This window comes from Lysobacter hankyongensis (genome assembly GCF_039543145.1).
GTDB classification, from domain to species: Bacteria; Pseudomonadota; Gammaproteobacteria; order Xanthomonadales; family Xanthomonadaceae; genus Lysobacter_I; species Lysobacter_I hankyongensis.
On the sequence record NZ_BAABJE010000014.1, the window covers coordinates 474,465 to 487,833 of the forward strand.

The following is a 13,369-nucleotide window of genomic DNA, read 5'->3' on the forward strand; positions in this document are numbered from 1 at the left end:
TGCGTCCGGACCGCTGGCGATCAGTGGCGCAGATCGCGCGGGCGCAAGCCCATCGCCAGCAGCGCCACGCCGTAGGCCGTGGCGCCGGCAGCGACCACACCGAGCAACAACCCTACCCGCCACCATGGATTACCGATCGCGGTCCAGTCGCCGACCCGGAACGACAGCGCCAGCACCACCGCGGTCATCGCTGCGCAACCGACCGCGATCCGCAGCAGATGCCGGCCCCACCCCGGTTGCGGCTTCAGCAGGCCATCCCGACGCAGGTACCGCCACAGCAGCCAGGCATTGAAGATGCCCGCCAGCCCGGTCGCCAGCGCGATGCCGCCGTGGGCGCCTTCGATCTCGTTGAGCCACAGCGGCAGGGTGAAGGCCACGGTCATCGCGACGTTCGCCAGCACCGTCCAGATCGCGGCGCGCATCGGGGTTTTCGTGTCCTGGCGGGCGTAGAACGCCGGCGACAGCACCTTGCTGAGCATGAATGCGGGAATGCCCAGACTCATCGCGCTGAGACTGATCGCGGCCATCCGGGTGTCGTGGGCGGTGAATTTGCCGCCCTGATACACCACCGAGGTCAGGGGTTCAGCCAGGAGCAACAAACCCAGCGCCGCGGGTATGCCGACCAGCAGCGCCAGCCGCAGCCCCCAGTCGAGCGCGGCCGAATAACCTTCGGTATCGGCCGCAGCGTGGCGGCGGGACAGATGAGGCAGGATGACGGTGCCGATCGCCACGCCGAACAGACCCAGCGGGAATTCGACCAGCCGATCGGACAAATACAGCCAGGTCTGGCTGCCGGTGACCAGGACGGAGGCGAACATCGTTCCCACCAGCAGATTCAGCTGGGCCACGGACGAGGAAAACAGGGTCGGCACCATCAACTTCGCCACCCGGCGCACATCGGGATGGCCAAAACCGGGTTTCAGGGTCGGCCGCAGGCCCAACCGGCCGAGCGCCGGCCACAGCACGACCAACTGCAGGATCCCCGCGATCAACACGCCCCAAGCCAGCGCCTTGGCGGGCTCGGCGAAATGCGGTGCGAGCCACACCATGGCCGAGATCATCACCAGGTTGTGCAGCACCGGCGTGACCGCGGGCAGCGCGAACTTGCCGAAGCTGTTCAGCACCGAAGCCACCAGGGCCATCATCGAAATGAACAACAGGTACGGAAAGGTGATCCGCAGCATCTGCACGATCAGTCCGAACTTGTCCGGCTCATCGACCGAACCCGGCGCGAAGAGGCCGGCGATCACCGGTGCCGCCAGCATGCCCAGGCCCGAGACCACGAACACCACCGCGAACAGCGACCCGGCCATGCGGTCGATGAATTCCTTCAGCGCGGCCTCGTCGCCGCGCTCGCGGATCTCGTTCAGCACCGGCACGAAGGCCATCTGCATCGAACCCTCGGCGAAAATCCGCCGGAGGTAGTTCGGGATCCGGTAGGCGATGACGAAGGCGTCCATCGCCGCCGAGCTGCCGAAGAGACGGGACTGCAGGGCGTCGCGGGCGAATCCCGCGATCCGGGACAACAGGGTCATCGCGCTGAAGACCGAGGTCGAGCGCAGCAGCCCCGCCTTCCGGACAGGCTTGGATCCCGGCTCCGGAGGGGGCGTGGGGACGTTATCGGCCATGTCCGGCCTCCCCTGCCGCCCAGTTGACGCAACCCACTGAATCGCCCATAATTTTCTGTCTAACTGTCCGCATAGCGGCGGTCTGTTCCCTTGCATATGCCATCGAGCGACCCGCATCGCTCGATTCAACCATTCGACCCAGCATCAACCCCAGGATTCCACCGTGGCCAACATCAAGTCCGCCAAGAAGCGCGCCAAGCAGACCGTCGTGCGCAACGCGCGCAACACCGCCCAGCGCTCCATGCTCCGCACCTCCGTCAAGAAAGTGCTGAAGGCCCTCGAAGCCAACGACGCTGCCGGCGCCGAAGCCGCCTTCGCCATCGCCCAGCCGATTCTCGACCGCTTCAGCGCGCGCGGCCTGATCCACAAGAACAAGGCCGCCCGTCACAAGAGCCGCCTGACCGCGCGCATCAAGGCCCTCAAGGCCGGCTGATCGCGGTTCGGCAGCGATAGACAAAAACCCGGCGAAAGCCGGGTTTTTTGTTGTCCGAACGACGGCGAACAATGTCACGCCTTCAACCTGCATCCGGACTGCCCGCCACGTGCGGATGCGCGGCCGCTTCCGCTTCCAGCTGCTCTTCGCGCATGCGATCGAAGAAGTGCTGGATTTCCCGCATGATCGGCCACGTGCCTTCGCGCGACAGCGCCGACACCATGTACCAGGGCTGGGTCCAGCCGAGTTCGGCGACCACGGCTTCCGCGGTGGCGCGGGCCTCGTCCTCGAACATCAGGTCGGCCTTGTTCAACACCAGCCAGCGCGGCTTTTCCAGCATGCCCGGGTCGTATTTCCGCAGTTCGCGCTCGATCGCGAGCACCTGCTCCGCCGGGGACGCTTCGACGCCGCCCTCCATCGGGGCCATGTCGACCAAGTGCAGCAGCAGGCGCGTGCGCTGCACGTGGCGCAGGAACAGGCTGCCGAGCCCGGCGCCGTCGGCGGCGCCTTCGATCAGGCCGGGAATATCGGCGATCACGAAACTGCGGTGCGGCTCCACGCTGACCACGCCGAGATTCGGATACAGCGTGGTGAAGGGATAGTCCGCGACCTTCGGCGTCGCTGCGGACACCGCGCGGATGAACGTGCTCTTGCCGGCATTCGGGAAGCCCAGCAGGCCGACATCGGCCAACAGCTTCAGCTCGAGCCGAAGGGTGCGCTCCTCGCCCGGCAGACCCGGCAACGCCTTGCGCGGCGCACGGTTGACCGAACTCTTGAAATGCATGTTGCCGAGACCGCCCTTGCCGCCCTGGGCCACCAGCAAGCGCTGGCCATGGCGGGTCAGGTCGCCGATGACCTCGTCGGTCTCGACATTGGTCACCACGGTGCCGACCGGCACGGTGATGGTCAGATCGTCGCCGCCCTTGCCGTACATCTGCCGGCCCATGCCGTTCTCGCCACGCTGGGCGCGGAACGAACGCTGATGGCGGAAGTCGACGAGGGTATTGAGGTTTTCGTCGGCCTCCAGCCAGACGCTGCCGCCATTGCCGCCGTCGCCGCCGTCGGGGCCGCCCAGCGGGATGAACTTTTCGCGCCGGAAACCGACGCAGCCGTTGCCGCCGTTTCCGGCGAACACATTGATTTCGGCTTCGTCGACGAGTTTCATGGGGCGATTCTGTCAGCTATCTGTGAAGTGGGCGAGAACAGTCTGCACGTACCTGCGGAACGGCGCTCTTTGCGGATCCCGCGATGCAGGCGCATTCGACGGTCAGAAACGAAAAGCCCCGCCGGAGCGGGGCCTGTCGTGGATGCATGCGTCGATCAGACGATGCTGACGGTGCGGCGCTTGTTGGCGCCCTTCACCGAGAACTCGACCTTGCCGTCGACCAGCGCGAACAGCGTATGGTCGCGACCGAGGCCGACGCCCGGACCCGGATGGAACTGGGTGCCGCGCTGACGGACGATGATGTTGCCGGCTTCGACGGCCTGACCGCCGAACAGCTTCACGCCGAGATATTTCGGGTTGGAGTCGCGGCCGTTGCGCGAGGAACCTACGCCCTTTTTATGTGCCATGGCGGCTTCTCCTTACTTCTTGTTGCCACCGGCGATGCCGGTGATCTGGATTTCGGTGTAGTGCTGACGATGGCCCATCTGCTTGCGATGGTGCTTGCGTCGGCGGAATTTGACGATGCGGACCTTGTCGGCGCGGCCGTGGCCGAGCACCTTCGCGGTGACGCTGGCGCCCTTGAGCGCATCGCCGAGGGTCACGCCCTCGCCGTCGCCCAGCATCAGGACGTTGTAGAACGTGATCTCGCTGCCGGCTTCGACTTCCAGCAGCTCGACGCGGAGCGTCTCGCCTTGCATCACGCGGTATTGCTTACCGCCGGTGACCAGAACTGCGTACATGAACGGGATTCCTCTGTAGTTATTGGGTGTCGCTTGTGGCCGAAGCCGGGTGTCGCGGTGCCACGAAACCGCCCTCGCGGACGGAAAGAGGCGGGATTTTAATGACTTGCAACGCCCGCCGCAACCCACGAGACCATTTCTCCCCGGCCATCGGCTCCCGCAATCCGATCGTGACGCAGTCGGGGCCATCCGGTTCGCACCCCGAGTTACAGGCGCAATTACATCGTGATGATCGCCGCCGGGACACTTGCCGACGGCATCGGGGCGGATTAACCTCGACCTCGATCACATTTGTAACCAGATGTGAACGCGACACAGGGGGGTGTCGCCGCACCGGAACAGCTTCGTCTTCTGCACGAGGGTGGTCTGCCGGTCGTTCGTACCAGGTAGTACAGGGAGTTCGAGTACCGATGGTTCCAGATCCAACGCGCCAACCGATCCGCCACTTCGATGCCTTCCGGCTGGGCAAGCACCAGCCCGCCGCGCCCGATCCCCCGGCATCGCCCGGGCACGCCCGACTCGCGCACCCCTCGCCATTCGGCTGAAACCCGTCCTCATTCCGCACGCCGCCGGTTGCCGGGGGCGCGCGTCGTCATCTGTCCTCGGGGGGACATCAACTCCGGAAGACAGCGTTACCGCCGGCACTCCGTTGCCGGTACCCACCCCAAAGGTCTGCATCACGGGGCTTTCCCGACAACGTCAAGCCCCATGCACAAGGAGCCGATGCATCATGATTCGACCGAACAAGCACAATGCACTGAAACTCACGGCACTCGCCATCGCAGCCGCCGCCATCGTCGCCCCCGTGGCGTGGTCCGGCAGCCGCGTGCCGATCGTCGACCGGGCGTCGACGAAAGCCCGTACCGCCGCGCAGGAAGAGCAGTACGACCGCTTCATCGTCACCTACCGCGACAGCAGCGCCCGCACCGCGGCAACGAGCCGTCAGGCGACGTTCGCCAATGCGTCGACGGCGCTCGGCTACAACGTCCGCGCCGCCCGCGTCCTGTCGACCGGCGCAGAACTGATCTTCACCGACACCAAGCTCGACCTGGCTGCGTCCAAGCAGCTGATGGTGGAGATCATGAAGGACCCGAACGTGCTGGCCGTCGAGCCTGACGTCCGCGTCAAGGCGCTGTTCGTGCCGAACGACACGCTGTATGCGCAGCAGTGGCACTACAAGAACGGCCCCGGCGGCATCAATGCCGAGCCGGCGTGGGACATCACCAAGGGCGCCGGCACCGTGGTCGCCGTGCTCGATACCGGTATCACGCCGCACACCGAATTCGCCGGCCAGCTGGTCCCGGGCTATGACTTCATCGCCGACCTCTCGACCTCCGCCGATGGCGACGGCCGCGACGCGGATCCGAACGATCCGGGCGACTACGACTACTACTACGACAGCAGCTGGCACGGCACGCACGTCGCCGGCACCATCGCGGCCAAGACCGACAACGGCGCGGGTACGGCCGGCGTGGCGCCGGACGCGAAGATCCTGCCGGTGCGCGTGCTCGGCACCGGCGGCGGCTGGACCTCCGACATCCTCGACGCGATCACCTGGTCTTCGGGCGGCACCGTGTCCGGCGTGCCGGCCAACGCCAATCCGGCCGAAGTGATCAATCTCAGCCTCGGCGGCGGCGGCGCGTGCAGCACGGCGTGGCAGACCGCGATCGACGCGGCCGTCGCCCGCGGCACGACCATCGTCGTGGCGGCCGGCAACTCCGGCGGCGACGCCCAGAACCTCACGCCCGCGAGCTGCAACAACGTGATCGCGGTTTCGGCCGTCGGCCCGACCGGCGCCAAGGCGTCGTATTCGAGCTACGGCGCGGTCGTCGACGTCGCGGCACCCGGCGGCAGCGGCTTCAATCCGGCCACCGACAACATCCTCTCCACCTACAACCTCGGTCTGACCACCCAGGGTGCGGAAGGCTACGCCTGGAACGCCGGCACCTCGATGGCGGCACCGCACGTCGCCGGCATCGCGGCACTGATCCAGTCCGCGTCCGCCACGCCGAAGACCCCGGCCCAGGTGAAGAAGATCCTCGAGAACACCGCCTACGCCAACGGCGGCTTCCCGGGTGGCTGCAGCTACGCCCTGCCCTGCGGCACCGGCATCGTCGACGCCCACGCCGCGGTGCTGGTCGCCAACGGCACCAACCCGCTGCCGGCCGATCCGCCGGCCGCTCCGCCGCCGCCGCCGGCCATCGAACTGCAGAACGGCGTTGCCGTCACCGGCATCAGCGTCGGTGCCGGCGCGTGGGTCCGCTACCAGATCGAAGTGCCGAACGGCGCCTCGCACCTGCTGCTGGCCACCTACGGCGGCACGGGCGATGCCGATCTGTACGTCCGTCGCGCCGCCGAGCCGACCACCAGTCTGTACGACTGCCGTCCGTTCCGCTTCGGCAACGACGAAACGTGCTTCTTCCCGGCGCCGCAGAGCGGCACCTGGTACGTGTACGTGCGTGGCTTCAGCGCTGCGGCCGGCATGTCGCTGTACCCGAGCTTCGTGGACGCGAACTACCCGTACAAGCAGGCCGCCACGGTCGAACAGCTGACCAATCACCGTACCCGCGTCACCCTGACCTGGCAGCACGGCAAGAAGCAGGTGGACATCTACCGCAACGGCCTGATCTACAACAGCCGTCGCAACAACTACACGTTCACCGACAACTTCCGGATCATCGGCACCGGGACCATGACGTACAAGATCTGCAACCAGGGCACCACCGAGTGCTCGAACGACGTCTCGGTCACCTACACGTCGGCGAAGTAAGCGCTCCACGCGATACGCGACACCGCGGCACCCTCCCCCTGCCTCGTGCAGGGGGAGGTTCCCGGCCACCGGCCGGAATTCCATCCCCATTTCCCTCGCGAGACCGTCGATGCCCGTTCCGTTTCCTTCCCGCCGAAGCCGCATCCGCAACCTGCTGCTGATCCTGTGCGCGGCGATCGCCATCGTGGCCTGCGATCGCGCTTCGACACCGGCGCCACAGGCACCGACGATCCAGCGCGAACCCTTCGATGCGACATTGAGCGTGGTCGACAACAGCGGCCGCGTCCGTTTCGACGCCATCATCGATACCGCCGCGACGAAAACCGGAATCGAGCAGGCGCTGCTCGCCGCCTACGGCCCCAATCGCGCGGACGGTTTCATCCAGGTCGACAACGTGGCACGTGAGGCCCCGTGGCTGTCCGGGCTTCCCGAATTCATGAAAACCTTTTCGACCGTCACCGGCGCGGCCGTCAGTTTCAAGGCCAATACGGTGGTGCTCAGCGGCAATCCGAGCCCCGACCAGCGTCGCGCGCTGCGCGCGGCCGCGGAACAGGCGTTCCCGGGCCTGCGTCTGCAGGGATTGTTCGATCTGCCCGCGGATCCGGAATCGAAGCCCGCGAGCCTTTCGCCCGAAGCGCTCGCCAAGAACCTGAACCAGATGCCGTTGCAGTTCAAACCCGGCAGCGGTCAGGTCAGCGACGACAGTCTCGCCCTGGTCGCCCAGGCGGCCGACGCCATCCGCAGCGCCCCCGCGGGCACGCGGTTGCTCATCGTCGGGCCCGTGGTGGCCACCGCCGACACCGGCAACGACATGTTCCTGTCCAAACAGCGCGCCGAAGCGCTCAAGGTGCAGTTGATCCTGAACGGCATCAGCCCGGCGGTCATCGACACCCGCGGCTGGGGCGACAGTGCAGACGGCAAACCGGTCGATCCCGCCGCGCCGCCGCCGGTACCGCCGCCGGGCGGCGCACCGATGCGCTTCGAACTGGTGCGCTGACGCCCGCACGACGGCATTCAGTTCGCGGATTTGCTCCGGCCATGCGGGCTCGGTAGGCTAGCCAGTTCGCTTCTCGCGCGCCCTGACATCCAGGCCGGTGCGCGGGGCGCCCCTACAGCCCGGACCCCCAGACCCATGGCGATGGACACCATCCGCATCCGCGGAGCGCGTACCCACAACCTCAAGAACATCGATCTCGACCTCCCGCGCGACAAGCTGATCGTGATCACCGGCCTGTCCGGCTCCGGCAAGTCGTCGCTGGCGTTCGACACCATCTACGCCGAAGGCCAACGCCGTTACGTCGAGTCGCTGTCGGCCTACGCGCGCCAGTTCCTGAGCGTGATGGAGAAGCCCGATGTCGACCACATCGAAGGCCTGAGCCCGGCGATCTCGATCGAACAGAAATCGACGTCGCACAACCCGCGATCGACGGTCGGCACGATCACCGAGATCTACGATTACCTGCGCCTGCTGTACGCGCGCGTCGGCAGCCCGCGCTGCCCCGATCATCATTTTCCGCTGGAGGCCCAGACCGTCAGCCAGATGGTCGATCAGGTGATCGCGCTGTCGAACGATCCCCGGACGGCGGAACAGCGCTGGATGCTGCTGGCGCCGGTCGTGCGCGAACGCAAGGGCGAACACGCTCAGGTATTCGATCAGTTGCGCGCGCAGGGCTACGTCCGCGTACGCGTGGACGGCGTACTCCACGAGATCGATGCGGTGCCACCGCTGACGCTGCGGCAGAAGCACACGATCGAAGCGGTGGTCGATCGCTTCAAGCCCCGCGACGATCTCAAACAACGGCTCGCCGAATCCTTCGAGACCGCGCTGAAACTGGGCGACGGCATGGCGATGGTGCAGTCGCTGGACGACGAGACCGCCGAGCCGCTGCTGTTTTCCTCGAAATACAGCTGCCCGGTCTGCGACTACGCACTGCCGGAACTGGAACCGCGACTGTTCTCGTTCAACTCGCCGATCGGCGCCTGCAGCAGTTGCGACGGCCTCGGCGTCTCCCAGTTCTTCGATCCGGCGCGCGTGGTCGTGCACCCGGAGCTGTCGCTGGCCGCCGGTGCGGTGCGCGGCTGGGACCGCCGCAACGTGTATTACTTCCAGTTGATCCAGTCGCTGGCGAAGCACTACGGCTTCAGTGTCGACACGCCTTGGCACGAGCTGCCCGATGCGACGCAGCAGGCGATCCTGCACGGCAGCGGCGAGGACGTGATTCCCTTCACCTATCTCACCGACGCCGGCGGCCGCACCCAGCGCAAGCACCGGTTCGAAGGCATCGTGCCGAACCTCGAACGCCGCTACCGCGAGACCGAATCGCCGGCGGTGCGCGAAGAACTGGCGAAGTACATCAGCGAACGGCCCTGCCCCGATTGCGGCGGCGCGCGCCTGAATCGGGCCGCGCGCAACGTGTTCGTGGCCGACCGCGCGCTGCCGTCGATCGTGATCCTGCCGATCGACGAAGCCCTCGATTTCTTCAGCAAGCTCAGCCTCGCCGGCTGGCGCGGCGAAATCGCGACCAAGATCGTCAAGGAAATCCGCGAACGCCTGAACTTCCTCGTCGACGTGGGTCTCGATTACCTCACGCTCGAACGCAAGGCCGACACGCTCTCCGGCGGCGAGGCGCAGCGCATCCGGCTGGCGTCGCAGATCGGCGCCGGCCTGGTCGGCGTGATGTACGTGCTCGACGAGCCCTCGATCGGCCTGCACCAGCGCGACAACGAACGCCTGCTCGGCACCCTCACCCGGCTGCGCGATCTCGGCAACACCGTGATCGTGGTCGAACACGACGAGGACGCGATCCGCCTCGCCGACCACGTCGTCGACATCGGCCCCGGCGCCGGCGTGCACGGCGGCGAGGTCATCGCCCAGGGCACGCTCGACGACCTGCTGAAGGCCCCGCGCTCGCTCACCGGGCAATATCTCAGCGGCGCGAGAAAAATCGAGATTCCCGCGCACCGGCACAAGCCCAACCCGAAGATGAAGCTGCAGTTGCGCGGCGCGTCGGGCAACAATCTCAAGAACGTCGACCTCACCCTGCACGCCGGACTGTTCACGGCGGTCACCGGCGTATCCGGCTCGGGCAAGTCGACGTTGATCAACGACACCCTGTACGCGCTGGCGGCCAACGAGATCAACGGCGCATCGCACAAGCCCGCGGCGCATCGCGAGGTGAAGGGTCTCGATCTGTTCGACAAGGTCGTGGACATCGACCAGTCGCCGATCGGCCGCACGCCGCGCAGCAACCCGGCGACCTACACCGGCCTGTTCACGCCGCTGCGCGAACTGTTCGCGCAGGTCCCGGAAGCGCGCGCCCGCGGCTATTCTCCGGGCCGTTTCAGCTTCAACGTGCGCGGCGGCCGCTGCGAGGCCTGCCAGGGCGATGGCCTGATCAAGGTCGAGATGCACTTCCTGCCCGACGTGTACGTGCCGTGCGACGTGTGCAGCGGTAAACGCTACAACCGCGAGACGCTGGAGATCCTCTACAAGGGCTACAGCATCCACGACGTGCTGGAAATGACGGTCGAGGACGCGCTGAAGCTGTTCGAACCGGTGCCGGCGATCGCGCGCAAGCTCGAAACGCTGATGGACGTGGGCCTGAGCTATATCCGTCTGGGCCAACCGGCGACCACGCTGTCGGGCGGCGAGGCACAGCGCGTGAAGCTGTCGAAAGAGCTGTCGCGCCGCGACACCGGCCGCACGCTCTACATCCTCGACGAACCCACCACCGGCCTGCATTTCCACGATATCGAACATCTGCTCGCAGTGCTGCACAAGCTGCGCGACGAAGGCAACACGATCGTGGTGATCGAACACAATCTCGACGTGATCAAGACCGCCGACTGGGTGATCGACCTCGGCCCCGAGGGCGGCCATCGCGGCGGCGGCATCATCGGCGAAGGCACGCCCGAAGAGATCGCGGCGATGCCGCAGTCGCACACCGGTCAGTTCCTCGCGAAACTGTTGGCGCCGCCGGGCAAGCCCGCCGCGCCGGCCAAGGCCGCAAAAACCGCGAAAGCGGCCAAGACGGCGCCGAAAAAGAAGGGCAAGGCATGAACGACACCCGCGAGACGACCGACCTCGACGACGAGGCGCCACCGGTCCTGTTCCGCATGCCGATCGACCTGCGCTGGCGCGATCTGGACGCGTTCAACCACGTCAACAACGCCAATTTCATGACCTTCGTGGAAGAGGCGCGGATCCGCTGGTTCGAAAGCGCCGGCAACGACTGGCTGTCCAACGGACGCGCCCCGCTGCTGGCCGCGGTGCAGATGAACTATCGCGTGCCGATCCCCTATCCCGCGCGGATCTTCGTCGAACTCGTCACCGATCGCATCGGCAACACCAGCCTCACCCTCGGTCACCGCATCGTGGACGAAGACGGCAAGCTGCATGCCGACGGGCATTCGGTGCTGGTGTGGATCGACGTCGCCAGCGGCAAACCCGTGTCGCTGCCCGATGCGGTGCGCGCCGCGGCGGAGATGGGCTGAGCGGCGGCGGCGCGGATCAGTCGGCCAGTCCGAAACGATCCAGTTGCGCGTACAGCAACGCCATGCGCGCGCGGTCCTGTTCGATCATGCACATCGCGCGCAGATCCTCGGCGCCATTGCCGCCGGCCGCGGCCGACGCCTGAAGTTCGCACTGCGCGGCGCGATAATCGCGGTAGGCCTTGCGGTCGGCATCGAGCAACCGCAACGCGCGGCGCACCTCGGGTGATTCCGCATCCCACAACGCGATGCGCGCAGCCAGCCGCGCTTCCGCCCGCTGCAGCTCGGCCTCGACGCTGGCCGTCAGTCGTTCGAGACAGGCGCGCGTTTCCGCGTGCGAACCTGTCGCGCATTCGGGTTCCCGGGCCAGCGCCGGCAGCGCAATGGCCGTCAGCGCGAGCGTGAGGGCGACCGCGAAGCGGATGGGCGGGCTCACGGTGCCGGTTTGCGGACTTCGAATTCGCCGAGCACGGTACCGCCGCCGGCGAGTACGAACTCGACCACGACCCGGCTGCCGGGCTTCAGCACGGCCGTGGGCTGCATCAACATCAGATGCATGCCGCCGGGCTTCAGTACCGCACTGCCGTCGGGCGCCAACCGCAGTTCGGGGACCGGGCGCATGCGGCTCACGCCGTCGATCAGGCGCGTCTCGTGCAGTTCGACGCTGCCGAAGGACGGACTGCGCGCGGACACGATCTTCGCCGGCATCGGGCACGGATTCACGATGCGGCCGAAGCCCGCCATCATCGGCATCCTGCCGGGCGGCATCCGCACCCAGCCTTCGCGGAGTTGGGGGCGACAATCGCGGGCGGATGCCGCGGTCGGCGCGAGGAGTGCGGCCGCGAGCAGGAGCGCGGCGAACGGACGATAGGCAATGAGCGCATTCATGGCTCTATGATAACGCCTCTCCCCTCATGCCCCGGACGACGATGAGCCCCTTGATCGAGACCCAGGAGATCGGCGCGATCCGCTGCATCCGGCTGGCGCGCCCGCCGGTGAACGCGCTCGACGCCGACCTGTGCCGCGCGCTGATCGCCACGCTCGAAACCGCCTTCAGCGACGGCGTGCATGGTGTGGTGCTCGCAGGGAGCCCGAAGATCTTCTCCGGCGGTCTCGACGTGCCCTATCTGATGTCGCTGGGCGACGACCGTCGCGCGGTACTCGAATGCTGGCAGGCGTTCTTCGGCGTCGCCCGCCTGCTCGCCGGATCGCGCGTGCCGGTGGTGGCGGCGCTGACCGGCCATGCGCCGGCCGGCGGCTGCGTGCTGGCGCTGTGCTGCGATTATCGGGTGATGGCGCGCAGCGTCGATCCGGCCAAGCCCTTCGCCATCGGCCTCAACGAGACCCAGGTCGGGCTGGTGGTGCCGGAAGGCATTCAGCGGTTGATGCGCCGGGTGATCGGCGATCATCGCGCCGAGCGGCTGATGGTCGCGGGCGACATGATTTCCGCCGAGCAGGCCCATGCGATCGGTCTGGTCGACGAACTCACCGATGTCGACGACGTCATCCCGCGCGCGGTGGCCTGGCTGGAAGCGCTGCTGAAACTGCCGCGCCAGCCGATGTTGGCCACGCGCGGACTTTCGCGCCAGGCGGTGGTCGACGCGCTGTCGCCCGATGTCGTCCGCCTCGAGACCTTCGTCGACGCCTGGTGGGAACCGGAAACCCAGACGGCGCTGCGGGCGCTGATCGCCAAACTCAAAAAATAATCGCGTCAGCGCGCCCGGCGGCCATCGGCGTCGATCACCAATTCGCCGTCTTCCTTCGCGAACGGCGCGGTCAGCGGCGGCAGCAGATCCAGCGCGACCTCGAGCGGGCGGCACAGTCTGGCGCCCGCGGGGGCGATCACGAACGGACGATTGATCAGGATCGGATGCGCGATCATCGCGTCGAGCAGCGCATCGTCGGACAGCGACGGATCGTCGAGGCCGAGTTCGGCATGGAGCTTTTCCTTCGCACGGATCGCATCGCGCACGCGCAATCCGGCCGCGGCGATGACCTCGGCGAGACGGTCGCGCGATGGTGGCGTCTTCAGATAGTCGACGATGACCGGCTCGATGCCGGCATGACGGATCAGCGCCAGCGCATTGCGCGACGCGCTGCAGCCGGGGTTGTGCCAGATTTCGACAGGCATGATGAAGCGCT

13 protein-coding genes are annotated in these 13,369 nt (G+C 66.9%); 6 read left to right on the forward strand and 7 right to left on the reverse strand.

Annotated features, from left to right (window positions below; all coding sequences use genetic code 11):
* Positions 1–20 precede the first annotated feature (20 nt).
* Positions 21–1,628, reverse strand: a complete 1,608-nt coding sequence (gene murJ / locus ABD974_RS14070; RefSeq protein WP_345303948.1) for a murein biosynthesis integral membrane protein MurJ — start codon at positions 1,626–1,628, stop codon at positions 21–23.
* Between the two features lie 163 nt (positions 1,629–1,791).
* Between murJ and rpsT the strand changes: the two genes are divergently transcribed.
* On the forward strand, positions 1,792–2,061 hold the full coding sequence (gene rpsT / locus ABD974_RS14075) for a 30S ribosomal protein S20 (protein WP_345303949.1): 270 nt from the start codon (positions 1,792–1,794) through the stop codon (positions 2,059–2,061).
* Between the two features lie 82 nt (positions 2,062–2,143).
* On the opposite strand, the gene obgE is transcribed toward rpsT, so the two are convergent.
* The 3 genes from obgE to rplU form a co-directional block, all read right to left on the reverse strand.
* Positions 2,144–3,226, reverse strand: coding sequence for a GTPase ObgE (obgE, locus tag ABD974_RS14080; RefSeq protein WP_345303950.1), 1,083 nt, complete (start codon positions 3,224–3,226; stop codon positions 2,144–2,146).
* A 155-nt stretch (positions 3,227–3,381) separates the two neighbouring features.
* Positions 3,382–3,633: a 50S ribosomal protein L27 gene (gene rpmA / locus ABD974_RS14085; protein ID WP_345303951.1), complete on the reverse strand. Its 252-nt coding sequence runs from the start codon at positions 3,631–3,633 to the stop codon at positions 3,382–3,384.
* Positions 3,634–3,645: 12 nt separating this feature from the next.
* The gene (gene rplU, locus ABD974_RS14090; RefSeq protein WP_345303952.1) at positions 3,646–3,966 is read right to left on the reverse strand and encodes a 50S ribosomal protein L21; all 321 of its coding nucleotides are present in this window, start codon (positions 3,964–3,966) and stop codon (positions 3,646–3,648) included.
* A gap of 730 nt (positions 3,967–4,696) precedes the next feature.
* Here rplU and ABD974_RS14095 point away from each other — a divergent pair.
* The 4 genes from ABD974_RS14095 to ABD974_RS14110 all read left to right on the forward strand — a co-directional run bounded on the left by ABD974_RS14095 (position 4,697) and on the right by ABD974_RS14110 (position 11,230).
* A complete protein-coding gene (locus ABD974_RS14095) occupies positions 4,697–6,736 on the forward strand; it encodes a S8 family peptidase (RefSeq protein WP_345303953.1) in 2,040 nt (679 codons plus the stop codon).
* 109 nt (positions 6,737–6,845) lie between these two features.
* On the forward strand, positions 6,846–7,733 hold the full coding sequence (locus ABD974_RS14100; RefSeq protein WP_345303954.1) for an OmpA family protein: 888 nt from the start codon (positions 6,846–6,848) through the stop codon (positions 7,731–7,733).
* 135 nt (positions 7,734–7,868) lie between these two features.
* Complete coding sequence (uvrA, locus tag ABD974_RS14105; protein ID WP_345303955.1) at positions 7,869–10,796, forward strand: excinuclease ABC subunit UvrA; 2,928 nt, start codon at positions 7,869–7,871, stop codon at positions 10,794–10,796.
* A complete protein-coding gene (locus ABD974_RS14110; protein ID WP_345303956.1) occupies positions 10,793–11,230 on the forward strand; it encodes an acyl-CoA thioesterase in 438 nt (145 codons plus the stop codon). Before uvrA ends, ABD974_RS14110 begins: the two co-directional genes overlap by 4 nt.
* Positions 11,231–11,246: 16 nt before the next feature.
* Here the strand turns inward: ABD974_RS14110 and ABD974_RS14115 are convergent, their stop codons facing one another.
* Positions 11,247–11,663, reverse strand: a complete 417-nt coding sequence (locus tag ABD974_RS14115) for a lysozyme inhibitor LprI family protein (protein ID WP_345303957.1) — start codon at positions 11,661–11,663, stop codon at positions 11,247–11,249.
* Positions 11,660–12,115 carry a copper chaperone PCu(A)C gene (locus ABD974_RS14120; protein WP_345303958.1) on the reverse strand — a complete coding sequence of 152 codons (456 nt, stop codon included), beginning with the start codon at positions 12,113–12,115 and terminating at the stop codon, positions 11,660–11,662. Before ABD974_RS14120 ends, ABD974_RS14115 begins: the two co-directional genes overlap by 4 nt.
* 41 nt (positions 12,116–12,156) lie before the next feature.
* Between ABD974_RS14120 and ABD974_RS14125 the strand changes: the two genes are divergently transcribed.
* Positions 12,157–12,933 carry an enoyl-CoA hydratase/isomerase family protein gene (locus ABD974_RS14125; protein ID WP_345303959.1) on the forward strand — a complete coding sequence of 259 codons (777 nt, stop codon included), beginning with the start codon at positions 12,157–12,159 and terminating at the stop codon, positions 12,931–12,933.
* Between the two features lie 5 nt (positions 12,934–12,938).
* Here the strand turns inward: ABD974_RS14125 and arsC are convergent, their stop codons facing one another.
* On the reverse strand, positions 12,939–13,358 hold the full coding sequence (gene arsC / locus ABD974_RS14130) for an arsenate reductase (glutaredoxin) (protein WP_345303960.1): 420 nt from the start codon (positions 13,356–13,358) through the stop codon (positions 12,939–12,941).
* Between the last annotated feature and the right edge of the window lie 11 nt (positions 13,359–13,369).